Origin of the sequence: Fuerstiella marisgermanici, assembly GCF_001983935.1 — a bacterium.
Classification (GTDB): Bacteria; Planctomycetota; Planctomycetia; order Planctomycetales; family Planctomycetaceae; genus Fuerstiella; species Fuerstiella marisgermanici.
In genome coordinates this window covers 6,610,778-6,635,666 of record NZ_CP017641.1, presented here as the reverse complement: position 1 = coordinate 6,635,666, position 24,889 = coordinate 6,610,778, and the positions used below count along the sequence as shown (strand labels likewise).

Sequence of the window (24,889 nt, the reverse complement as noted above, 5' to 3'; positions counted from 1 at the left end):
TTGCCGATTCATGGCGACCTGACCAACACCGCGAAGCACTAAGGACTGTGTAACACATCATGGCAAAAAAGAAAAAGGCACTCGTGATTGTCGAGTCGCCGGCAAAAGCCAAGAAAATTCAAGGGTTTCTGGGCGACCAATATGTCGTGCGAGCCAGCGTGGGACACGTCCGCGACCTTCCGGCGCGAGCCGCTGAGATTCCTGCTGCGCTGAAAAAGGAGTCGTGGTCGAACCTTGGCGTGAACGTCGACAGTGAGTTCGAGCCGCTGTACGTCGTGCCCCAGGACAAGAAGAAGACCGTCAAGGAGCTGAAGGATTTACTGAAAGACGCCGAAGAACTGCTAATCGCGACCGACGAAGACCGTGAAGGTGAAAGCATTGGCTGGCACTTAATCCAGCTGCTGAATCCCAAAGTGCCCACAAAACGCATGGTGTTCTCCGAAATCACCAACGAAGCGATTTTGGAAGCCCTGTCGAATACGCGAGAAATGGACGAAAACCTTGTGGCGGCTCAGGAAACCCGCCGCGTGGTCGACCGGCTGTATGGCTACACGTTAAGCCCGCTGCTGTGGAAAAAGATTGCGCCCAAGCTCTCGGCGGGTCGAGTCCAAAGTGTGGCCGTGCGAATTCTGGTGGAACGCGAAATCGAACGCCTGAAGTTCCGCAGTGGATCATTCTGGGACCTGAAAGCCAGCTTAAAGGCAAAATCGGGACAGCTTTTTGATTCGGTCCTGCAGACTGTCGGCGGACAACGCATCGCCACCGGCAAAGACTTCGACGAAAACACGGGGCAACTGAAGGAAGGCTCCAACGTCTTACTGCTGGAAGAAGACGCCGCCAAAGAACTGCAGGCTCGTATCGCCAGCGGCGACTGGGTGGTCACCAGCGTCGAACAAAAACGACAGACGCGCAAGCCCGCACCGCCGTTCACAACCAGTACGCTGCAGCAGGAAGCCAGCCGCAAGCTGAATATGACGGCTCGCCAAACAATGCAGACGGCTCAACGCCTGTACGAAGCGGGGCACATTACTTACATGCGAACCGACAGCGTCAACCTTAGCGCAGAAGCCATGGACGCCGCGCGAGGACGCATCGACAAGCTGTATGGCGGCGACTATCTAAGCCCTTCGCCACGACAGTTCACGAACAAGAATAAGGGAGCTCAGGAGGCTCACGAAGCCATCCGCCCGGCGGGCAAAAAGATGATGACGGCTGAAGAAATCGGTGTCGACGGCCCACAGTCCAGACTGTACGACCTGATCTGGAAACGCACGATGGCCACTCAAATGGCCGACGCCAAACTGCGTTTCGACAACGTGACCATTACAGCCGGCGACGCGGATTTCCGATCCAGCGGACGCACCGTTGAATTTCCCGGGTTCTTTCGAGCCTACGTCGAAGGCAGCGACGATCCCGATGCGGCTCTGGACGATCAGGATTCTCCACTTCCGCCGCTGGCCGAAAACGACAAGGTCGGCTGCGAAGATGTGGAAGCGATTCCTCACGAAACCAAACCGCCCGCGCGATACACCGAAGCGTCGCTGGTCCGCAAGCTGGAAGCCGAAGGCATCGGCCGCCCGTCAACCTATGCGAGCATCATTGGCACGATTCAGGACCGCGAGTACGTTAACAAGAACGGCAGCCAGCTTGTGCCGACATTCAAGGGTCTGGCCGTCACCAAATTGCTTGAGAAACACTTCCCGAAGCTTGTCGACTTCGGTTTTACGGCAGGCATGGAACAGACGCTGGACGACATCGCCACCGGCAACGCCGACCGATTGCCTTACCTGCGTGAATTCTACGCAGGCGACGAAGGCATTAACGAACAGGTCAAGAAGCACGAAAGCGAAATTGATCCGCGAGAAGCATGTACGCTGAAGCTGGACGGCATCGATGCGGACGTGCGAGTCGGCCGGTATGGTCCGTACTTCGAAAAGATGGACGGCGAAGAAAAACTCACGGCATCGATTCCACTTTCGGTCGCTCCTGCCGATCTGAACAACGAACTGGCTGAGCGACTAATTGAAGAAAAGCAAAAGGGGCCGACGGCACTCGGCATGCATCCCGAAGAAGGACAGCCGGTCTACCAGTTGAATGGTCCGTTCGGCCCGTACCTGCAATTGGGCGAAGTCACAGAAGAACAGCCTAAGCCCAAGCGTTGCAGCATTCCTAATTGCTTTGACCCGCTGAACATCGACCTCGAAACCGCCATTCAGTTGCTCGCCCTGCCCCGTCGCATCGGCAAGCACCCGCTTACAGACAAGGTCGTCAACACGGGCATCGGTCGCTTCGGACCGTATGTGCTGCACAACAAAGTCTACGGCAGCTACGACCGGAAGACTCACACGTACGAATACAACGGCGAAACGTACAACGTCCTGAACATGACCATGGACGCAGCCGTGGAACTGCTGAAGAACACGAAAAAGCGAGCCGCTCCGGAACCGATCCGCGAGATCGGCAAACATCCGGAAGACGAAAGTGTGATCGGCGTTTTCGAAGGCCGCTATGGCATGTACGTCAAGCACGGCAAGATCAACGCTACGATTCCGAAAGACACGGACATCAACTCCATCACGCTCGAACAGGCGCTGGAGTGGATCGACGAAAAGGCCGCGAAGAAAGGCATCAAAAAGAAGTCAGCAAAGAAGAAGGCTGCCAAGAAAAAAACGGCGAAAAAGAAGGCCGCCAAGAAAGCGGCTTCCGGCAAGAAAAAGACAGCGAAGAAAAAGAGTGGTGGAGAAAGTTGACCGGCACTGACGGCGGGCCGAGGACGTAAGCCCTCCGGTTACTGCCACACCTGAGACTCATTTGTGACAGCACGGCGGGACCGATGATGGACAACGAACAGCTTGCCGCATCATTGCTGAATGACAAAGTCGACCTGCCCGCCATGCAGGACGACTTGCAGAATCTTATTCAGGCACGCCACAAGCTCATTTCGGTCCACAGCACAGACGAAGCCATCGAGCTACAAGCCATCATGGAAGTCGCTCGGCGCATGGATCGCACCGTGCAGGATTGGACACAGACCAGCGGCGTGCGAGTGTTCTCACCAGACGTTCGTGAGCCCGCTGCGGTGTCCGGCACCAGCAAGCCGGAACTCGCGCTGCAGTATTTCATGCGTCAAAAACGTTCGGCCATCTGCTGCCTGCGAGGCTCCGCGCAGTATACGACTCAACCGATCTTCCGGCGCATGATTGCCGACTATCTGGAACAAACGGACGGCCGCCGCGAGTGTCTGATTCTGATGGACGAAGAAGCGTTGCATCCGCGAGTGCAGCGGCTGGCGGTTCCCTGGCGACCCGGATTGCCGGACAAACAGGAACTGTACGAACTGGTGAAGCAGACGTATCGTTCCGTCAAGCGGTCCGCTCAATCAAAAGTCGTCTCTGAACTGCGAACCAACGAACTTGACCAACTGGTACTGAACCTTCGCGGGTTAACTCGTTCGGAAGCGGTGCGCATTGTCGAATCCGTGATCCTTGACGACAGCGCTTTAACGGGCAGCGACCTGCAGCGTGTCATTGACGCCAAGCGCCGTCTGCTGGAATCGTCCGGTGCGCTGGAATCGATGACGATTGATTTTGATATCGAAGAAGTCGGCGGACTTCGAGGCTTAAAGAACTGGCTGGCGCAACGACGCGGCGGATTCTCGGAAGAAGCTCGTGAATTCGGAATCGACCCTCCGCGCGGCGTGCTGATGTTGGGCGTACCAGGCTGCGGCAAAAGTCTGTGTGCGAAAGCCGTTGCAGCTGACTGGGGCATGCCACTGCTGCGACTGGACCCAGGCGTGCTGTACCAGAAGTTCGTCGGCGAAAGCGAAAACCAGTTGCGGCAAGCCATTCAGCAGGCCGAAGCGATGGCTCCGGTCGTGCTGTGGATCGACGAAATCGAGAAAGCGTTTGCGTCCGCATCAAGCTCTTCTGCCGATGGCGGCTTGTCGCAGCGCATGTTCGGCACGCTATTGTCGTGGATGCAGGATCATCGCGAACCCATTTTCATGGTGGCCACAGCCAATGACATTTCCGCGTTGCCTCCGGAACTACTGCGAAAAGGTCGCTTTGACGAAGTCTTCTTTATCGACCTGCCCGGCGTGGATGCGCGGCGTCAGATTTTTCAAATCCACCTGACTCGTAAGAAACGCGACCCACACAAATTTCGAGTCGACGATCTGGCGGACGCGTCGAAGGACCTGACGGGGTCAGAAATCGAACAGGCGATTGCATCCGGCCTGTTTCACGCATTCTCAGAAAAACGCGACCTGCAGACGGAAGATATTCTGAAAGCAATCGTCGAAACGCACCCGCTTTCCAGCCTGATGTCCGAGAAAATCGAATACCTCCGCGACTGGGCCACCAACCGCTGCGTGATGGCAGATTAAGAAGCTGCGTAGGATTGAACCGCTGACCCAGCCTCGATCACTCCGCCGTTTGTCGCCAGGTGGAGGGCAATACTCGCAGGCCGGCAATCACGTGAGATCACCGCTATAACAGGGAGCTCAGCCGAAATTCGGTCAAAACGTGCGACACAGATGCAAGCCAGGGTGTGCCCGGGACACGAAATCGGGAAGAAACGGTTCAATCAGCGGAAAAGCTGCGAATTCGGGACAAGAATGGCGGGACACAAGCCGTTTTGCGGACAAAATGCGGTGATGGAGTCGGTCCTTTCAGCGACTCTTTGTCCTGTTGTCCTCGATGCCTGACAAGCGAATTCATGACCGACCCGAAAGACACACTGGCTTCCGGAGCCACGCCGCCGGAAGCTCGACACATCGACAAACCGAGGATTGAAGCGGCCGTCCGCGAGATCCTGATGGCCGTTGGTGAAGATCCCGATCGCGACGGGCTGCAGGAAACTCCGGCGCGAGTCGCGCGGATGTACGCCGAAATGTTTGGCGGCCTGCACATGGATCCCGGTCGCCATCTGCACAAGGTGTTTGAAGAACAATACGACGAAATGGTGCTGGTTCGCGACATTTCGTTTCACAGCATGTGCGAACATCACCTCCTTCCGTTCATCGGCACGGCTCATGTGGGCTACATCCCGCGAGGCAAAGTCACGGGGCTCAGCAAACTGGCTCGTGTGGTCGACGAAGTATCGCGCCGACCACAGGTGCAGGAACGGATGACTCACATGGTCGCCGACCTTGTGGAATCCGAACTGGATGCCAAAGGCGTGATTGTCGTTCTTGAAGCCGAACACACGTGCATGACGATTCGCGGCGTCAAGAAGCCCGGCGCCATTACGATCACCAGCGCTGTGCGAGGACTGCTGAAGAAGGATGCGTCCAGTCGTGCTGAAGCCATGTCGCTGATCAACAAGCACTCATGATTGCCGTTTTTCTTCTCAAGCTGTCGGCCGGCATCACCATGATGTGGTGGCTAATGCCGCGCAAGGAAGTGACGGACGGTTTCTTCCGAATTCAAATGCGCGTGCTGCTCGGCCTGACAGTGCTGACCGCTCTTTCGCTGGCGACGGGAACCACATGGCCAGTCGCCGCGGCAGGTGGCGAGATGTCTGAAGCTGTTGTCACGTCCTCCGAAGCCAAAGCGATTAGCATTGCCTGGTGGATTCGAGCATTAAGCATTTTCGCTGCGGCCGTATGCTATGCGGGCACGGTGTTCTGGGCTTTAGGACGGCGCCTACCAGGCAATTTATGCATTCATTTATTGACAGCTTCATGCGTGTCCGCGTTGGCACTGCATTCGTGGAATGTACCCAACACGGGGTCGGTTGGGCTTCAGCTACTGTCTGACTTTTCATCAGCAGCGGTAGTGGGCGGCGTATTGACCGGCATGCTGTTGGGACACTGGTATCTGACGACGCCCACCATGAGTACCCTGCCCATCTGGTGGTTCAACAAAGCCATTCTGACGGCCGCAGTGCTTCGTCTTGTCGCGTCAATCTGGGCGTTTGCAGAGTTCGGTGGGTCATTTTCGGATTCGACGCAACAGATCTGGTTTGGCATTCGCTGGCTGGGCGGAATTGTGGCTCCTGTGATTGTCGCGATACTGGTCTGGCGAGTCCTCAAGCACCGAAACACTCAGTCCGCCACGGGAATTCTGTTTGCCGGACTGATCCTGGCGTTCATGGGCGAAATGACAGCCGCGCTACTGGAACGCGACACCATGATTCCCTTTTAAACGAGCCAGGCACTCAACGACCGTCGCCTTTTTAAGCACGAAATCAGCTTCGCCATGCAGATCATCTTTCAATGTCCGGTTTGTGAAGAGCGTTCGGTATGTCGACCGGAACCCGCGACTGGACCGGTCCAATGCCAGCGCTGCGATTGGTCTCGCGATGAGGGGCAGCAGGATTTCGATGGTGAGTTCTGTCGCCGGTGTCGCGTGTGCGGCTGTGAAGATCTGTGGCGTCAGAAGGACTTTCCGCCGGCCGTCGGGTTGGGCTTTGTGGTGGCTGGAGGCCTGCTTAGTACCATCGCCTGGTATCAGCATGAACCGATCTGGGCACTTGGCATTTTGATGGCGTTCGCTTTCGTCGACATGATGCTGTACACCTTCATGACAGACATGCTGGTTTGTTACCGCTGCCGAGCTCGACACCGCAAAACGGCACTGGACAACGCGTATCCCGCATTCGACCTTGAACTAAGCGAACGCTACGTCCAGATGAAAAAACGACAGGATGCCGCTACAAAGGACGGTTCTCGAGATTGATCGTGCCTGCACGGTGGATCTCAAGATTGTTCCAAGCCATATCACATCACGGAGTTTTCTTCCTTGGAGGAAGCACGCCTACAGATTGCGGAAGACCTGACGGATTTGCTGGAAGGCGAATTACGCGTCGACAACGTCACCACGGCGGTGTATGCCACAGATGCCAGTCTGTACGAAATCAAGCCGCTGGCCGTCGCGTTTCCGAAGCACACGACCGACGTTGCAACGCTGGCACGCTATGCATCTGATAACGACGTCGCCCTGATCCCTCGCGGAGCAGGAACCGGGCTGGCGGGAGGGTGCCTGGGCGCAGGCATCGTGGTCGATTTCTCTCGTCACATGAACCGGTTGCTGAGTGTCGATGGAGACACGGTGCGAGTTCAGCCGGGCATAACTCTGGCGGAACTCAATCGCACACTGCGACAACACGGTCGCTGCTTCGCGCCGGATCCTTCCAACGCCGCAATCACAACGATCGGCGGCATGCTGGGCGTTGATGCGGCGGGGTCGCACGCATTTCGAGTGGGTTCCACACGCGATCACGTCAAGTCGTTGCAATGCGTTTTGATGGGCGGACAGGTGATGGAACTGGGGTGCGAACAAGTGCCTCGATCGTACGCGATTCGGCAACCAGACGCCGGCTTCGCGAGCTCAACCGACCTGCCGCGACATCGAGATTTTGTTCCACCGGTCCGCAACGAATCGCTGCCGCTAACCAGCCTGACCCCACTGCTTCGCAAAACGGACCTTGTCGAACGCCTGGCGGCGCTACTGGCTGAGTCAACAGACCTGATCAAACAGCACCAACCGGTGTTACTAAGAAACAGCAGCGGCTACATGCTGCGCAGTGTTCTGAATCGCGGCGTGCAGGATCAGGGCGTGCTGAACTTTCCTCGGCTGATAGCGGGCAGCGAAGGCAGCCTCGCAATGGCCACGGAAGTGCTGCTGCACACCATGCCTTTGCCAGAACATCGCGGCATGATGGTGCTGATGTTTGCCAGCATGGATTCCGCGTTGCTGGCCATGCAACAGTTACTGATTCTTGAACCCAGCGCCTGCGACCTGCTGGACAGGCGTCTGCTAAGCCTGGGACGTGATTCTGACAGCCGATTTTCAGACGTGGTCGACCCGGATGCTGAAGCGGGCCTGTTTGTCGAATTCAACGGCAGCAGCAAGGCGGAAATCGAACAGCGCATCGACAACGCTGAATCAATCCTGTCAAAAACGGAACGACAGTTCGTTGTGACCCGGAAAACGTGTGACATCGCTGACGTCGAATTCCTGTGGACTCTGCCCGGTCGCGTGGTTTCGTTGCTGGACAGCCTGAAGGGAACTTCTCGGCCGTTGCCATTTGTTGAAGACATCGCTGTGCCGCCCGAAGAAATTTCCGGCTTCCTGACGCTGGCTCAGCGGACGTTTCAGAAGCACGAAGTCACCGCCACTCTGTATGCCCACGCCGCATCTGGCCAGCTGCATCTGCGCCCCATGTTGCCGCGCCCGCGTCCCGGTCATGCCGAACAACTGGAATCCATCGCGCGTGACCTTTATCGGCACGTCAAAACGGTTGGCGGCACAATCAGTGGCGAACACGGTGACGGCCTGTCTCGGACAGCGTTCATCAGATCGATGTACGGTCCGCTGTACCGTACGTTTCAGCAGGTGAAGGACATCTTCGACCCGCAACATCTGCTGAACCCCGACAAAATCATCAGCAACGATGGCCAGCTTACCGTGCGCCATCTTCGCGGTGCGGAAGCTCAGCCACTGCCGAAGACTGTGGACGAACAGTCGCCCCTGCTGCCGATTCTGCAGCTAAGCTGGGACGGCGAAACGGCGATGGACGCAGCCGCTCGGTGCAACGGTTGCGGCACATGTCGCACAACGTCACCCACCGCAAGAATGTGTCCCTTCTTTCACGAAGACGGTGTCGAGGAGAACAGCCCGCGCAGCAAAGCAAATCTGCTGAGACGGCTGATCAGTGGGCGTGAGCCGGCCGAAATTGTCATCGATAAAGCTGTGCAACCGGTGGTGGAAAGCTGTTTCAACTGCAAGCAATGCGTGTTGGAATGTCCGTCTGAGGTCGACATCCCGCACCTCATGTTGGAAGCTCGCGCAGAACACGTTGCCGTTCAGGGACTGGGCAAGACCGATTGGCTGATGTCTCGATTTCATACATACGCGAGATTCGCGTCGCGGTTCACCATGATGGCCAACCGCATGCTGCGACTGGGTGTGTCACGTTCTGTTCTGAACAGGATGCTGGGCATCGCCGAACAGCGGCGCCTGCCGCGATTTGCCAGCCGTCCCTTTATGAAGTCGCGCCGCGTCCAAAGTGAACACAATACGGCTGACCCCACATCATCGACGCCAACAATTGCCTACTTTGTTGACTACTTCGCCAACCATCATGATCCGGAGTTGGCCGAAGCCTTTGTTCGCATTCTTCAGCACAATGGTTTTCGAATTTATATACCGCCGGACCAGAAGGTTTCGGGGATGGCAATGATCGCCGTCGCTGACCTGGCGGCCGCTAGGGAAGTCGCAGAAACAAACGTCGCCGAACTTACGGAACTCGCTCGGGAAGGTTATCCGATTGTCTGCACGGAACCGTCTGCCGCGCTGTGTTTGTCGCAGGAGTACCCATTGCTGTTGGGGACGGAGGACGCACAAATCGTCGCGGATCATACGTTCGATGCCGGCACGTTTTTGTGGCAGCTGCATCAGGACGGAAAGCTGAAGCTGGACTTTGACCCGGTCGAATTAACAGTGGCGTATCACACGCCCTGCCACGTCAAAGCGTTGGGACCGGACACTGGATTATGCAATCTGCTGGAATTAATTCCTGGCGTGCAGGTTCAGCGCATTGAAAAAGGCTGTAGCGGCATGGCCGGAACGTTTGGTCTGGCCGCCGAACATTTCGAAAAATCGCTGGCCATCGGGGCAGAACTGATTCAGGAAATGAAGACGACTCACGTGAATGCCGGCGTCACAGACTGCAGCAGTTGCCGCATGCAGATGGAACAACAGGCGACGATTCCTACCGTCCATCCGCTAAAGATCATGGCCATGGCGTATGGCCTGATGCCGGAACTGCAAGCCGCTCTGAAGAAGCGACCATGGGGATATTCGATGTCATGAAGGTAGAGATTCATCTGTTTGCAGCCGCCAGGGATGCGGCCGGCCGGTCGCCGGTTGAAGTCGTCATCTCCGAGGACGCCAGTGTTGCAGATTTGCGAGCGGCACTCGTGCAATCCATTCCTGAACTGAAGCCGCTGCAGGCGTCACTGCTGGTTGCCGTGAACAATCAGTACGCAGCAGACGACTTACTTCTAAAGACCAATGACGAAGTCGCCTGCTTTCCTCCGGTGAGCGGCGGTTAGGTCGGCTTCGTTGTGATATCCCGAATGTCAGGCGGAACCAGAGTCGCTGTGGTTTGCTCGTCTTTGACGTTGGCCATCTTTTCCATGGTTGTCGTCACTTCGGCGCGATGACGACTCCACCATGAGGCGGCCTGCTCAGCATCCCACGGTTCCACAAGATGAACGTCGTGCAGCCGCGACAGAACCACGTCCATCGACTCCGGTCGGTCAGTGATCGCTCGAGAATGGCAGTCGCGAATCAGCCGATCCAGGACTTCAGGTATCGGGCCAGGCGATTGTTCAGAAGGTCTCCGAGCCGTGCGGTTGATCGTCTGGGCGAGCGCGTCAATCGAATCGGCGGCGTCAAAAGGTTCACGCCCCGTGAGCAGAAAATACGCCAGGATACCGAGCGAATAAATATCCGATCGAGGGTCCATGCAGGCGGGATCAACAATGCGTTCCGGAGCGATATACAATGGCGTGCCGATCAGCAGTTGCGTCTCAGTCACTCGGTTGCCGCCCGTGGTACCAAGGTTTCGCGCAAGTCCGAAGTCCAACACTTTGACCGTATCGTACTCACCGCCACGACGACACAGCATAATATTCTGCGGCTTGATGTCGCGATGAATCAGACCTTTGCCATGAGCTTCACGCAGCGAGCGGCAAATTTGGTTGACGATCCATACTGTCCGAGCGGGCGACTGCGGACCATCGAGGTCGATCAGCTCCTTCAGCGACAACCCCTTGATAAATTCCATCGCATAATAAAAACGCCCTTCAGCCGTCGAACCGTAATCGTAGATGCCGATAGTATTCGGATGAGTCAGGCTGCTGGCGAGCTGAACTTCGCGTTCGAAGCGGACCAGATTCTTGTCGTTCATCTGTTCCGGCTTAAGAATCTTCACCGCTGTGGGTCGCTTCAGCAACGCGTGACTGGCCAGATAAACGTGAGCGAACCCGCCTTCGCCGAGCAGCGATCGGAGTGTGTACGGCCCCACAATTGAACCATCCGGCTCACGTCGTCGCCGCCGCATCAGTGCGAAGAAAGTGATAATCGCTGTCAGCGCTGCAACAGCGAGCGCCGCCAAAATAACGACAAACGCCGTCCGCAGAGGAACCAGGGGGCTGTACGCTTCGCGATAGTCAATCTCCATGATGACGCCGAAACGGTAGGCGGGAATCCATGTCCAGACGCCCACCACTTCCACGCCGCGATAATCGCGGTAGCCGGAAACATCAATGCCATCGAGCCTGGAGCTCAACGACTGCGCCGCCCGAGTCAGCGGCCAATGCTCTTTGCCCTGAACAGACACCTCACCCTGAAAGTCTTCGAGCAGATTCGTACCGGGATCGGTCACACGCAGCGCCTGGTCGCCAAACGCATGTTCGGAATCTTCAAGCCGACCGATCTGTTTTAGATAGTCGGTTCGTCGCGTTTCGGTCAGCAAATAGCCGTCTTCTGTCAAAGCATAAGCCTCGGTCGATTCTCCAAACCGGGCCTGTTGAAGCAGCTGCTCAAATCGTTCCTGGAGCGCTGGTGAAGAAATCAGAATGGCGGCAATCGGACGCTCTTCCTCCGAACGAACCGGCGCGATCAACGCGATTCCGGGTTTCGCCACGGGGCCTTTTAACGTGAACCCCTCGGTCATGTACCCTTCTTTTGTCGGCAACCACAGCACAGTCTCACCACGGAAGACGCGCGACAGCAAACCAGCCCCGTATTCAGTCGTGCCATTGCCCAGAAACTCAGCGTGTTCCGGCGACGAATCTGCAATCAGCGTGTTCTCACGATTCCAGACGGCAAACTGATAGGAGTCATCCGGCGCACTGCGGATCGCGTTGCTCATGACTGATGCAAGTCGAGTACCAGCCTCGGACGACGCCAGTGACTGGTTCAGGTCATCGGCTGAATCAGCGATCGCCTGCAATTCAGCCACGGCGGATTCCACGTCAGGCGATTGAGCCCACGATTCGACCAAACGTATTTCTGCCGCCAGCCAGGTTTCAATTGCATAAACCTGTCCATCCTGCATGGCCTGCATCGAATGTCGCAGCGATGCACCAATCGCTTTATGAATCGATACATGAACCCAATACCCAACGCTGACAAGCCCGAGCAACACGGCGACGGAGACAACAGTAACCCAAATTCTGTCTTTGTGAGTTCGTCGGAATACCTGCGAATGCCGTTCCATCATGCCGACTGCTGACAGGCCGGATTCAATCGCCTTGGTGTCGCCAAACTGCAGCGTCCCCAGCGGCGACGCTGCTTGAGGTGGCGCGTCCGTCGGGACGGGGCCAGTGTCGATGTTCGCGGCCGAAGGCAATGCAGTTGGTTCCTCAACCTCTAACAGCAGGTCGTTCGGACGGTGATGAACAAACAGCCGCTGCACGGTCGCCAGCAGTGCAGAATCGTCACCGCACTGCTCCTGCAAAAAAGCGTCCTGTTCCTCGGGAGGCAGTTCCACCGCCTGCAAAAAAATTTCACGGACGCGCTGATGGTCGGGTGAGGCCATGATTCAGTTCTAATCTTCGCTCAGTTCGGCCCGCAACCACGCTCGAATCATGGTCCATTCGGCCTCAACCCATCGCTTGGACATCTCCATTTCGTCCGCGACTTCGTCCATCGTCATCCCGCCGAAGAATCGCATCTCAACAATTTTTGCCTGCTGAGAACTCACTTCTTCCAGTCGTTGCAGCGCATCTTCAACGGCCAGCACATGGCGGTCGTCTGTGCGAGACAGCAGGCCTTCTTCCAGACTCAGATGGATTTGACCGCCGCCGCGTTTAATGGCCACATTCTGGCGAGCGCGATCCACCAGCACCTGCCGCATGACTCGGGAACCGATCGCAAAAAAGTGCGTCCGGCTTCTCCACGAAACTTTTCGGTGATCAATGAGCTTCAAATACGCTTCGTGAACCAGATCTGTGGTGCAAAACTGGTTTGACAGCGAGTTGCCTGCCAGATGGCGATGCGCTATCGAACGCAATTCGCCGTAAACAATGGGAAACAACTTTTCAACCGCCTGACTGTCCCCGCTTTGTGAAGCCAGTAGGATCTGAGTTGCGGAAGGGTCAGGCATTGGGCTTGCTTTAGGTGACAATTGCACGCCGAAGGTAGGGTATTATCTACTTCGCGACACGACCTTTCAACTGATCAATGTCTGAAGTGGCAAACGTTGTAAAACGCTGGCTTTGGGGTACTCGTCTTTTTTTCCGAAAAGTTTGTGCGGAGTCGGGGGCCGGTTTTCGTGTTAGAGGGTGGCTCTACGACCGGTGTCAGTCTGGTCTCCAGATTGTACCGATAACTGGGCCGATCGAGCGACCCCGCGCAGCTTCTGGCCCGCTGCTGCGTGGGGCTCGCGTCGTTCGGACAGCCAACGGCTTGAAATAACCCAGCCGCGTTGAGTCCGCAAAATTTGAGTGACACCGGTCCTGCCAGCGTACGCTTCCTGAATATATGCACCACAGATAGCGCTGGCAGCACCCGCGGCATTCATCCCAAATCAATTATAAGCGAATGGCCCTGCGGTTACGGAGAGCTGCCGGGCTTATCTCATGCGCGGCGGCCAAATGCCATGACGAAGATTGCAATCGGCAGGGACCGACGATGTTCGACTGTCGCTATGCTTCCCGGCGCCCCGCAAGGGGTTACGGCGTCGAACTTCGGCGGGACACACAACAGCAGATTGACACCGTGACGTGTCGTAGGGCTCGTATTCGTCTGAGCTCTGCAAATCCTGTCGATTACATTTTCCGCCGCCTATTCAGTCTCCTTCAAAACGTCGTAAATCTGTTTCGGATTTGTGCGTCGCGGCGGTTGCAGGTAGTGGTAGCCTGTGTTTGGATTCGTGCGGTCGTAGGCAAATGCATCCCGGTTCGCGATGAAGTGACGCAGATACGCGACCGGGATCGCGAAGCCCAGACCTTCGCCAAACGTCAGCTTCATGTTGATCACGCCCACCACTTCGCCGCGCGTGTTGAATAATGGCCCGCCACTGTTGCCGGGATTGATTTGAGCGGTCGTTTGGATGTACACGATGCCGTCCATGTTGCGGCTGCGAGTGCTAACGATGCCTTCGGAAACTGATCGCTCCAGTCCCAACGGGCTGCCAATCGCGAACACGGCATCGCCCTCTCGATGAGAATCGTCGTCTGCCACGTAGACCGGCTGGAATTCCAGATTTTCCTGTTTCGGAATCTGCAGCAACGCCAGATCGAAATGCGGATTCAGCGCCAAGATCTTCACGTCACGTATCGCGACCCGCTCCAGTTCTCCACTTTCGGTGCGATGAAAAATGGTGACGGCGACGCGCGTCTGGCCTTCGACAACGTGAAAATTTGTGACGCAGTGGCCTGACTTGCTGATAATAAAACCGGAGCCGAGCCCTTCCGGATTTTGCACAAGAACAACGCCTTCACCAAACTGGCTAACCAAATCCTTAACGGTACGCGTCGGCATCTTTGCGGTGCGAAGCAGCCCCGCGTCGGTCTTGACGGCGGCGGGCTCAGTGTCTGTCTTGTCCTTCACGTGCTCCTGAATCCGATTCAGTGGTACTCGCACGATGTCGACGCCGATGTCAACAAACAGAGTGTCCGACTGAGTCTTCAGGACCTGACCGACAATCTTTTGCCCTGATTTCAAGACAATGGTGTCTGCGAAAAGCGATGTCGGCAAACAGCCAACTGCCAGCAGCAAAATCACGGAGCGAAAATGGCGACGTGTCATAAGTTTGATTTCAGGTACAGAATCAGCTTTGATTGAGGCAGAAAACCTCGAAAGACTGCGACAGCAGTGTCACGTGATCATACCAACGATTTTGGCTTGAGTCACTACAGCGAATCTCGCTGACTTGTGGCCGCGGAGAAAGCTTGTCTTACGATGAGGGCTGTTTCCCACGAGCCCGAACCGTCCACAACACGCGGAAAACCGCTCTAACTATCGGTTTCCGCGACCGCCCGCATCTTTTCGAGGCCCAGCTTCGCGACGTCCAGCGGGTCCTGTTCCCACAGGTCGGGGCGGAATAATTCCAGCGACAGAAACCCGGAGTAGTCTATTTGCTTCAACAGCTCGCAGTACCGTTTCAAGTCGATCGCACCATCACCAGGCATCACTCGATCCGGGTCGCGTTGCGTGCTGGGATCAGGCTCCGCCGGAGCGTCGTTGAAATGCGAAACGGCCACCTGTTCGGCCGTCAACTTCGCAATTGATTCCACACCGCCGCCGCCGACGTAGCAGTGGAAGGGATCCAGCACGATGCAGGCGTTCGGGTGAGCACTGCCTTCGGCAATTTCGATGGCATCGTCGATTGTCTTGAGGTCTTCGATAAAACCAAGATATTCGAAGGCTGGTCGGACGCCGAATTGAGCGCCCAGCATGAGGAGTTCGTGATAATGTCGTTTGCCGAGTGCCCGGTCGGCTTTACCGTGAGGCGGGCCTGATACCGTGTGAGGTGCTCCGACGGCCGCCGCCTGTTCGAGTTTTCGTTTGGCGATGTCCATGGCCTTGACGTGCTCTTCGCCTGCCGGCTGAAACCAGTCCTTCATGTGAATCGTAGTGGGCACCTTTATGCCGTGATCGTCAACGCACTTGCGAACGTCGTCGACGGTTCCCCCCGCTTCGATATGTGCGTCGATATCGTCATGCCACAATTCGATTCCAGCGTATCCCGCCTCGGCGGCGACGCGAATCTTGTCCAGAATCGGCGTGGTCTTGATGGTGCTGGAATTCAGGCTGTATTGAAAGGCGGTCATAGGAAGCGTGGGAATTCGGTCCAGTGATTGGAAAACAGGCTTGCACCCAGCATAATGAATTCCCCTCAGTTGCCCACTGAACGCCGTCAGGTTCGATCATGAAATTAAGTGCATTTACGGTGGCCCTTTTTGTCGCCACAAACTTCGCCGCGCCCCATTTCCTGATCGCGGATGACGAGCTTCAAGCCGAGCCCGGGTGGGTGAAGCATGTGATCTGGGAAGGCGGTGCCTGCACCACTGCGGTTGCCGCCGACTACACGCGCGACGGCGTCGTTGACGTCATCGCTGACACCGGCAAGGGGATCACTCGGCTGTTTGTCGGCCCTGATTGGAAAGAAGTGAAGCTCGACACCAATCACGGAGGCCGCTACATCCACAGCGAAACCTACGACGTGGACGGCGATGGCGACGAAGACTACATCGGCGCTCGCTACAACCCGGGCCTGATCATGTGGTACGAACAGCCCGACAAACCGCTCACGGAAAAATGGACGCGGCGGCTGATCGACGATCAGGTTCACGGCATCCATGGCATCATTAAAGGCGATGTCGACAACGATGGCCGCATTGATTTGCTGGCCACGAGTGCTCAGCCAGCGGACCCGTTTCCCGATTCGCTGGCCTGGTTATCGCCGCCGAAGAATCCTCGGTCCAGCGATCCGTGGCAGCGCCACATCTTTGCGGACCGCGATGCGCCGGGGCTAAGTCACTACCTTGGCTTTGGAGATATCAACGGCGATGGTCGTCCGGATGCGGTAAGCGGGGCCAAGGGCGGGCCGACGGATAAATCCGGCATGGGCGAATGGTTTTCCTGGTGGGAAGCCCCGACCGATCCGAAACAGGTTTGGAAAAAGCATGAGCTGCCTGGCGTTCATCCCGGAGCCACCAACATTCATCCTGGTGACATCAACGGTGATGGCAAGGTCGACCTGCTGGCCTCACGAGGGCATGGCAACGGAGTGATCTGGTTCGAAGCGCCGGACTGGAAGATTCATACAATCGACGCAGAGATTCAGGAACCTCATTGCCTGCAGGTTGTGGACATTGACGGCGATGGAGACCTCGACGCCGCCACCTGTGCCTACGGCAGTAAGATTTGTGCGTGGTATGAAAACGACGGCGGCGGCAAGTTCGTTCGCCACATTGTCGGCACGAACCAGGAAGCGTACGATATCCGAGTGGTCGATCTGGACGCCGATGGCGATAACGATTTCCTGGTGGCCGGGCGACAAAGCAACAACGTGGTGTGGTATCAGAATCCGGCAAAGAAAGACGAAAAAAATGATGACTAGATGTGCCACGATTTGCTTGGCGGTAACGATTTCAAGCCTGTGCTTCGCCGATAACTGGGGATCCTGGCGCGGTCCCACCAGCAACGGGATCTCCACCGAAACTGGCGTTCCGACAGAATGGTCGGCCGATAAGAACCTCGCCTGGAAGGTGCCTCTTCCCGGTCCTGCCGGAGCGACTCCCGTCGTTTGGGGCGATCGCATCTTCCTGACGACCATCGACGGCGAACAGCTGTTGCTTCTGTGTATTGGCACGAACGGTAAAGAACTGTGGCGACACGAAGTTGGCAAAGGAAACAAAGATGTGCGAGGCGATGAAGGCAACTCAGCATCACCGTCGCCCATCACTGACGGCAAACACGTGTGGACGTTTATGTCCACCGGACACCTGGAATGCGTGACGGTAGATGGCAAATCCGTGTGGAAGGTCAATCTGCAGGACCGCTTTGGTGAGTTCGACATCGCGTTCGGCATGTCGGCGACGCCCGTACTTCACAATGGCCGCTTGTTTGTGCAGCTCATTCACGGCGACGGCAAACCTGATACTCAGGAAGCCATGGTCGCCGCGATTGATGCGACCAACGGCGAAACTATCTGGAAGACGGATCGTGTGACTGCCGCCGCCAAGGAGAACGAGCATTCGTATGCGTCACCGATGTTGTATGACTTTGGCGGACTGACCTATCTGATCACTCACGGAGCCGATTACACGGTCGCGTACTCGCTGGAAGACGGCAAAGAAATCTGGCGACTGGGCGGCTTGAACCCTCATGAAGATCCCAAGCGAGACTACCACCCGACTCTGCGTTTTGTCGCCTCACCCGCGGCTGCGGAAGGCATCGTTGTATGCCCGACCGCCAAAAACGGTCCTGTCTTCGCCGTGAGGGCCGATGCGAAGGGCGACATCACGAATGATAAAAACGCGATCAGATGGGTTCGCGACAAGAACACGCCTGATGTTCCTTCGCCTCTGATCCTGGACGACCTCGTGTACCTGTGTCGCGAGAACGGCATGCTGCTGGTGCTCGATCGCGAAACCGGCGAAGAAGTGTATATGGAACGCACTCATAACAACCGCCATCGAGCGTCCCCGGTCTATGCCGACGGCCACATTTACCTGACGGCTCGCGACGGAAAGATCACGGTTGTGAAGACGGGTCGCAAGTTCGAAATCGTGGCCCAAAACGAAACCGGCGAAGCAATGTCAGCCTCGCCCGTGATCGCAAACGGCACAATTTATCTGCGGACGTTCGATTCCCTGTGGGCGATTCGAAAACCATAATACGCCCCAAACAGCGACCCCAACCATCCTGAAGCCCGGCTTTCCCGAAAAGCCGGGCTTCTTTCGATACGATACAAGAGTAGAAAACCGAACATGAAAACGGTCTGGCTGGAATGTGCCACAGGTATCAGCGGAGACATGACGCTGGGAGCCCTCATCGACGCGGGCGTTGACCGAACGGCGATCGACGCGGCAATCGCGTCACTGAACCTTCCCGACGTGAAGCTGCGCATCGAAACTGTGATCAAGAACGGTTTCCGAGCCACTCATGTCCTCGTCGATCACCCGGAACAACACGCTCACCGGCACTACACCGACATCTGCCGCATTCTCGATCAGGCCACGGCACTCACTGATCGCCAGCGAGATCTGGCGCGTCGTCTGTTTCTGGCCGTCGCCGAATCGGAAGCGCGCGTTCATGGCAGCACAGTCGATAAGGTTCACTTTCATGAAGTCGGAGCCGTCGATTCCATCGTGGACATTGTCGGCGCTGCGGTAGGTTTCGACCTTCTGGCGGCGGATCGCATCGTGTGCAACTTTGTGCCACCGGGCAGAGGCTACGTTCACATCGACCACGGCATCTGCCCCGTCCCTGCGCCCGGCACAGCGGAAATCCTGAAAGGCGTGCCGCTGGCTGATGTACCGATCGAAGCAGAACTGACGACTCCCACCGGCGCCGCCATTGTAAAGACCCTGGCCGACGCCTTTGGGCCAATGCCTGCCATGACGATCGAGCAGGTTGGCTACGGAGCGGGCACGATGACGTTTCCCGAACGAGCCAACATTCTGAGGATGTTCGTCGGCACGGAAAGCGTTGCGGCGAATACAGAATTTGTGACTCTGCTGGAAACGAACCTGGACGACGTCGCAGGCGAAGTGATCGGCCACACTCGCCAGCGATTGATGGACGCGAAAGCTCGCGATGTGTACGTCACGCCGATCCAAATGAAGAAGGATCGCCCCGGACAGATGCTAAGCGTGCTATGCAGCCCCGCCGATGTGGACGTGATGGAACAGATTCTATTTTCAGAAACCGGCACGCTGGGAATCCGCCGTTCGACGATTCAACGCAGCATCCAGCACCGCGACAAGGTGGAAGTCGCGACGCCTTGGGGCAAGGTCTCTGGCAAACGAGGCTGGCGGACGGGCAGTTCGCCCACGTTTGCCCCCGAATTCGAAGAATGTGCAGCGTTGGCATCGGAACACTCGGTGCCGCTGCGAGACATCTATCGAGCTGCAGAATCGGCCTTTCTGCAATTACAAAATTCAGGCACACTACCCGCACCGACGGTCGCGGGAAGCTCGCCGCCGGATGATCACCACCACGATCATTCGCACGATCACGATTCGCATTCACACGACCACGACCACGACCACGACCACGACCACAGGCATGATGAGTGAAACGCAGCAGGAATCACGAACAAAATTCGATTCCAACGGATAATTCACAGTCCGGAATCTGCGTTGATCGGTGTTCGTCTGCGGTTCGATTTTTCTGAGGCCGCACGCGGAATCTCACGTTCTTATTCGAAATGGAATTCGAATGGACGACAGCACACCGGACAATGCTCATCAACCGAATTCTGCACCAGGGCCTTCGCCCGACGTGCTGAGTCTGACGGAAGCGTTGTACAGTCTGGAAATTCAAAAGCATCGGCTTCTGATCCAGCGATTGCAGGCTTCTGCACCGCCACAATCGCGTCCACTGGTAGATTTCGTGATCCGTCCGCGTCGAGCCGCGTGAAAAATGGTGGCGCAATTCTCTGACGCGGCCAGCTCGACCACCGCCCAGCACGAGCATCGCTGACGATCGAGATTGCATGCCGCCCGCCGACCACCCCAACCGTGGGCCGGGGCGTCCCGGCCCGGCAATTTTTAGGAGTTGAATAGGCGGATTCCTGTTAAATTGTGGCGGGATGTGTAGGATCAGTGGGGAGCTCATTCTGCCGTACAATTGCGAACGAAGGCGACATGCCTGCCGGAATTATGCCAGGAATGCGGCGCTCGCATCAGTCGAACAGGATGGAAGTCGGCAGCTGCTTGATTGTTCAACGGATTGGCCCCGCCCACCAACCTCTTACTGAGACCCACCTCATGAAATACTGCGTTTGGGGCCTTGTAGCGCTCCTTGCCGTTCTGCATCACGATCTTTGGTTCTGGGAAGACGCAACACTGGTGGGCGGAATCATGCCGATCGGTTTGTTCTATCACGCCGGCATCTCACTCAGTGCAGGCATCGTCTGGTTCCTGGCGACCAAATTTGCGTGGCCCGTCGACGATTCGACCGACGTGACGGATGGAGGTGACGCATGACCAGTGTCATTATCATCTCGTGCTACCTCGGCCTCCTGTTATTGCTGGGGCTTTCGTCCAGCCGATTATTTTCAGGCAGCGGAAAAGACTACCAACTCGCGGGCCATTCGATCGGTCCGTTCATGCTGTTGATGTCATTATTTGGCACGACGATGACAGCGTTCGCATTGATTGGCTCAACCGGCGAAGCCTGGCAAAACGGAATCGGCGTCTACGGCAAGATGGCATCGTCGAGTGCCATTGTGCATTCGCTGTGCTTCTTCCTGATTGGTGTTCGAGTCTGGAAGCTGGGCCATAAACATGGATACACAACTCAGATTGAATTTTTCCGAGACCGCCTGCAGAGTCCCAACATCGGACTGATCCTGTTTCCAATTCTGGTCGCCATGGTGATTGTGTATATCCTTGCCGGAATTCTGGGCGCGGGCACTGTCGTGAATGTGTTTACCAGTGGAGCGTTTCCGGAATTGTTTCCAGGCAACCCGGCCGTGCCTCCATCAGTGGGTGCCGTGCCAGCGCCGCTGGGGTCGCTCGTCATTTGCTGCGTTGTACTGATCTATGTGTTTTTCGGCGGCATGCGAGGCACCGCGTGGGCGAACACCTTTCAAACGCTCGCCTTCATGGTACTAGGCGTCTTGACGTTTTTCGTAATCGCGTCTGGGTTGGGCGAAGGTACCGCGATTGAAAATATGCGAGCCGCGTCAGCTGCCGTCGATGCCAAATGGGCCAGCCGATCGGATACGTCGCCGTCGGTATTTCTTAGCTACATGTTCATTCCACTTTCCGTCGGCATGTTTCCGCATCTGTTCCAGCACTGGCTGACGGCGAAGAGTGCGAATTCCTTCAAGCTGGCTGTGGTGGCTCATCCAATCTGCATCATGCTGGTTTGGGTGCCTTGCATCATGCTCGGCATTTGGGCGACAACCGACGTGGCGATGGACCTCGTAAAACCACTGGCCAGATTAAGCCACGAAGCAGCGGGAGACCAGAACAAGGTACTCCCGATGCTGGTCAAAGGACTGTCCGGTCCGATTCTCGGCGGCTTCCTGTCGGCTGGCGTCCTGGCGGCAATCATGAGTTCTCTGGACAGCCAGTTTCTGTGCATGGGAACGATGTTCACCAACGACATTGCCAAGCGATACTTCACGAAGGGGGAAATGTCTGACAAACAAACCGTCTTCTGGACTCGAACGTTTATCATCCTGGTTGTTGCCGTCACGTACGGTTTCAGCCTGCTGGATCCCCGAGGTGTCTTCGGCCTGGGAGTGTGGTGCTTTAGCGGCTTTTCCAGTCTGTTCCCGCTGATTTTTGCGGCCGTTTACTGGCGAAGGCTAACTCGCGCCGGGGCGTACGCCTGCATCATCGCGGCCGCCGCAACGTGGGGCTGGTTGTTTATGAATGCCGTCAACAGTGGGAAACCGCTGAGTGAGTTTCTGCTTAACGTGAGCGTCGCTGGCACATCCTATGACCTGATGCCGGTGACGGCGATGATTGCCGTTTCGACACTTGCCATGGTTGTTGTCTCTCTGGCAACAAAACCACCGGAAGAAGCTCACTTGAAGCGGTTCTTCAGTTAGCAGACGAGCCTTGACCAGAAGTAACGACGTCGAAATTCTGAAACAGCTCCGGGAACTCCCGGAGCTGTTTTCAGATTTGGAAAATTGTCCCGGCTCAGAACTAGCCGTGCAGCAGTCGCTTCGCGCAAAGTACGACGCGCCGCTGGTGCGAGCCGCAATCTCATTGCAGCAGGCGCGCGGCAAGGCAGAGGGCCGGTTGCCAGACGCCGCTCAGCTATGGCTGACGACAGTTGGGCTGGAACAGTCCACCGCCTGGCAGGTGGCTCAACACAAAGCAGCGCGGTTTCCCAGCGACCAGATGGTCATGGATTTATGCAGCGGCATCGGCGTCGACACCGCCGCCCTGCTGCAGCGAGGACCGGTTGCGTCTGTAGATTCTGACCCAGCCGTTTCACTAAGCTGCCAGTGGAATCTGGAACGCTGGCGGGCGGCCGGCGTCGTTCCTGAAAACCATGCGCATGAAGCCATCGTCGCCGATGTGCATGACCTGCAACTTCAGGATTCGCTGATCCACATCGACCCCGATCGTCGTTGCGGGCGAGACCGGCCGGTGAAACGACTCGAACAGTACTGCCCCAACCTGGAATGGATGCAGCACGCCGTGCAAAACGTGCGTGGGGGCGCGCTAAAACTGGGACCAGCCAGCAATTTCATGCAGAAGTTTGCCGACTGCGAAATCGAAATCGTCAGTTTGCACGGAGAATGCCGCGAAGCCACCGTGTGGTTCGGCGAACTGGTCGGCGACGGCGGCTTTCGAGCGACCAGTCTTCCGACCGGTGAAACGCTGGCCGCCGACCCGCTTTCGGCATGGTGCGCTCAGGCAAACGACGTGGGAAAATTCATTTTCGATCCCGACCCGGCCATCGTGCGGTCCGGCCTGATTGACGTTTTAGGCGAACGGCACGACCTTTGCAGACTCGACCAGGAAGACGAATACCTGACTGGCGAAAGCCTTCCGACGACGGCGTTCGTAAAGGCCTATGAGGTCGAAGAATGTTTCCCGAACAACCAGCAGGCTGTGCGTAAATACCTTCGATCGAATCCGGGCCGTGACTATGAAATTAAGTGCCGTCGTCTAAAGGTTGATGCCAACGCAATCCAGAAAAAACTGCCGCGCGGTGATGGGCCAATCCGCACTCTTTTCCATCTACGAGTGGGCAGTAAAGCAAGGATTGTGGTCACAAAAAGAACGTGAAACCTTAGAAATACCTGGCGGTATCACGTCGACGAACCCGCAGTTGCCCACTAACTTACGAATCGGACGTGAATTGTCCTTCGGTAGTGAACAACTGTTCTGATGAGATGGAGATCAGAATGAACAACAACGTACTAAGCGTGATCCTTGCCGGTGGCAAGGGGTCGCGGCTGGAACCGCTCACGTGCGACCGCAGCAAACCAGCGGTCCCCTTCGGCGGTGGCTTTCGCATCATCGATTTTGCATTGTCCAACTGTATCAACAGTGGCCTGCGAAAGATTTTAGTGGTCACTCAGTACAAGGCGGCCAGCCTGGAGCGTCACATCGAACGCGGCTGGCACTTCCTGTCTGCAGAACTGGGCGAATTCGTCACCGTACGCCCGCCAGAACAGCGCGTTGACGAGAACTGGTACCTCGGCACCGCCGACGCTCTGTACCAAAACATCTACGCCATCGAACAGATCTCACCCAAGCACGTGCTGATCTTAAGCGGCGACCACATTTATCAAATGAACTACGCGCGGTTCATTTCAGACCACATTCAGTCCGAAGCCGATTGCAGCATCGCCTGCCTGCCTGTGCCCAAAGAAGAAGGCCGCCGCTTCGGTGTGATGGATGTTGACGAAGACAATCGCATCGTTAACTTCGCAGAAAAACCAGACGCACCTCGATGTATCCCGGGCGATCCCGACCACTGCCTGGCCTCAATGGGAATCTACGTTTTCCGCACAGAGTTCCTGTTCGAACAACTGTGCCGCGACGCGAACAAGCCACAAAGTAATCGCGACTTCGGCAAGGACATTATCCCGTCGATTATCGAACAGCATCTGGTGCGAGCGTGGTCGTTTACCGACGCTAAAACAGGCGAAGCGGCCTACTGGCAGGACGTGGGAACGCTGGAAAGCTACTACGAAGCGAACATGGATTTGATTTCGGTCGACCCGCAACTGAACCTGTATGACAACGACTGGCCCATTCGTTCGCATCAGCCGCCGTTGCCGCCGCCGAAGTTTGTCTTCAACGAACATGCGCCGGGACACGATCGAATCGGCCATGCCGTCGACAGCACCGTATGTCCCGGGTCCATCATTTCCGGTGGCACAGTCGAACGCTCAATTATCGGGCCGTCTGTCCGTATCAACAGCTACGCAGAAGTGCGTGATTCGATTCTGTACGACCGAGTCACCATTGGTCGGCACGCGCGTGTTCGTCGAGCCATCATTGACAAGAACGTCTTCGTTCCGGAAGGAATGCGGATTGGCTATGACCCGGAAGAAGACCGCCGTCACGGGTTAACAGTAACGGAAAGCGGAATTGTCGCGGTACCCAAGAATGCTCGTTTCGATCAGCACTCCCGAGTCATGAAGCCACACATCGGCGAGCTCCAGGCACGGCACGATCAGCTTCGAGCAGCGGCCGAAGGTCCATAATTCCCGA

The 24,889-nt window shown here is 56.7% G+C and carries 18 protein-coding genes and 2 pseudogenes; 16 read left to right on the top strand and 4 right to left on the bottom strand.

Annotated elements, in window-relative coordinates:
• Positions 1-59 precede the first annotated feature (59 nt).
• From topA to Fuma_RS24895, 8 genes and pseudogenes are all read left to right on the top strand, one after another.
• A pseudogene (topA, locus tag Fuma_RS24925) lies at positions 60-2,420 on the top strand (type I DNA topoisomerase); the annotation flags it as partial.
• A pseudogene (locus Fuma_RS36870) lies at positions 2,403-2,684 on the top strand (topoisomerase C-terminal repeat-containing protein); the annotation flags it as partial. The pseudogenes topA and Fuma_RS36870, both read left to right, overlap by 18 nt.
• A gap of 149 nt (positions 2,685-2,833) precedes the next feature.
• A complete protein-coding gene (locus tag Fuma_RS24920) occupies positions 2,834-4,384 on the top strand; it encodes an AAA family ATPase (RefSeq protein ID WP_229360733.1) in 1,551 nt (516 codons plus the stop codon).
• Between the two features lie 332 nt (positions 4,385-4,716).
• Complete coding sequence (gene folE, locus Fuma_RS24915; protein WP_077028536.1) at positions 4,717-5,334, top strand: GTP cyclohydrolase I FolE; 618 nt, start codon at positions 4,717-4,719, stop codon at positions 5,332-5,334.
• A complete protein-coding gene (locus Fuma_RS24910) occupies positions 5,331-6,146 on the top strand; it encodes a hypothetical protein (protein WP_077026508.1) in 816 nt (271 codons plus the stop codon). The genes folE and Fuma_RS24910 overlap by 4 nt, the downstream gene beginning before the upstream one ends.
• A gap of 54 nt (positions 6,147-6,200) precedes the next feature.
• Entirely contained in the window at positions 6,201-6,680 is a 480-nt protein-coding gene (locus Fuma_RS24905) for a hypothetical protein (RefSeq protein ID WP_077026507.1), read from the top strand.
• 63 nt (positions 6,681-6,743) lie between these two features.
• Positions 6,744-9,818 carry an anaerobic glycerol-3-phosphate dehydrogenase subunit C gene (locus tag Fuma_RS24900; protein WP_077026506.1) on the top strand — a complete coding sequence of 1,025 codons (3,075 nt, stop codon included), beginning with the start codon at positions 6,744-6,746 and terminating at the stop codon, positions 9,816-9,818.
• Positions 9,815-10,060, top strand: coding sequence for a MoaD/ThiS family protein (locus Fuma_RS24895; protein WP_077026505.1), 246 nt, complete (start codon positions 9,815-9,817; stop codon positions 10,058-10,060). The genes Fuma_RS24900 and Fuma_RS24895 overlap by 4 nt, the downstream gene beginning before the upstream one ends.
• Here Fuma_RS24895 and Fuma_RS24890 read toward each other — a convergent pair.
• From Fuma_RS24890 to Fuma_RS24875, 4 genes are all read right to left on the bottom strand, one after another.
• On the bottom strand, positions 10,057-12,555 hold the full coding sequence (locus Fuma_RS24890) for a serine/threonine-protein kinase (RefSeq protein ID WP_077026504.1): 2,499 nt from the start codon (positions 12,553-12,555) through the stop codon (positions 10,057-10,059). The two genes, Fuma_RS24895 and Fuma_RS24890, sit on opposite strands and share 4 nt — an antisense overlap.
• Positions 12,556-12,564: 9 nt before the next feature.
• Positions 12,565-13,122 carry an ECF-type sigma factor gene (locus Fuma_RS24885; protein ID WP_077026503.1) on the bottom strand — a complete coding sequence of 186 codons (558 nt, stop codon included), beginning with the start codon at positions 13,120-13,122 and terminating at the stop codon, positions 12,565-12,567.
• A 680-nt stretch (positions 13,123-13,802) separates the two neighbouring features.
• On the bottom strand, positions 13,803-14,768 hold the full coding sequence (locus Fuma_RS24880) for a S1C family serine protease (RefSeq protein WP_077026502.1): 966 nt from the start codon (positions 14,766-14,768) through the stop codon (positions 13,803-13,805).
• A gap of 206 nt (positions 14,769-14,974) precedes the next feature.
• Complete coding sequence (locus tag Fuma_RS24875) at positions 14,975-15,793, bottom strand: sugar phosphate isomerase/epimerase family protein (RefSeq protein ID WP_077026501.1); 819 nt, start codon at positions 15,791-15,793, stop codon at positions 14,975-14,977.
• A 119-nt stretch (positions 15,794-15,912) separates the two neighbouring features.
• Between Fuma_RS24875 and Fuma_RS24870 the strand changes: the two genes are divergently transcribed.
• The 8 genes from Fuma_RS24870 (at position 15,913) to glgC (ending at position 24,882) form a co-directional block, all read left to right on the top strand.
• Complete coding sequence (locus Fuma_RS24870) at positions 15,913-17,085, top strand: FG-GAP repeat domain-containing protein (protein WP_218922288.1); 1,173 nt, start codon at positions 15,913-15,915, stop codon at positions 17,083-17,085.
• Entirely contained in the window at positions 17,075-18,364 is a 1,290-nt protein-coding gene (locus Fuma_RS24865) for an outer membrane protein assembly factor BamB family protein (RefSeq protein ID WP_099091826.1), read from the top strand. The genes Fuma_RS24870 and Fuma_RS24865 overlap by 11 nt, the downstream gene beginning before the upstream one ends.
• 93 nt (positions 18,365-18,457) lie before the next feature.
• On the top strand, positions 18,458-19,768 hold the full coding sequence (larC, locus tag Fuma_RS24860; RefSeq protein ID WP_077026499.1) for a nickel pincer cofactor biosynthesis protein LarC: 1,311 nt from the start codon (positions 18,458-18,460) through the stop codon (positions 19,766-19,768).
• A gap of 142 nt (positions 19,769-19,910) precedes the next feature.
• Positions 19,911-20,111: a hypothetical protein gene (locus Fuma_RS24855; protein ID WP_145944366.1), complete on the top strand. Its 201-nt coding sequence runs from the start codon at positions 19,911-19,913 to the stop codon at positions 20,109-20,111.
• Between the two features lie 350 nt (positions 20,112-20,461).
• Positions 20,462-20,680, top strand: a complete 219-nt coding sequence (locus tag Fuma_RS24850; protein ID WP_077028534.1) for a DUF3311 domain-containing protein — start codon at positions 20,462-20,464, stop codon at positions 20,678-20,680.
• Positions 20,677-22,257 (top strand): sodium:solute symporter family protein, encoded by a 1,581-nt coding sequence (locus tag Fuma_RS24845; protein WP_077026497.1) that lies wholly within the window; start codon positions 20,677-20,679, stop codon positions 22,255-22,257. The genes Fuma_RS24850 and Fuma_RS24845 overlap by 4 nt, the downstream gene beginning before the upstream one ends.
• A gap of 10 nt (positions 22,258-22,267) precedes the next feature.
• On the top strand, positions 22,268-23,452 hold the full coding sequence (locus tag Fuma_RS24840; RefSeq protein ID WP_077026496.1) for a THUMP-like domain-containing protein: 1,185 nt from the start codon (positions 22,268-22,270) through the stop codon (positions 23,450-23,452).
• A gap of 107 nt (positions 23,453-23,559) precedes the next feature.
• On the top strand, positions 23,560-24,882 hold the full coding sequence (gene glgC / locus Fuma_RS24835; protein WP_083732631.1) for a glucose-1-phosphate adenylyltransferase: 1,323 nt from the start codon (positions 23,560-23,562) through the stop codon (positions 24,880-24,882).
• Positions 24,883-24,889 lie beyond the last annotated feature (7 nt).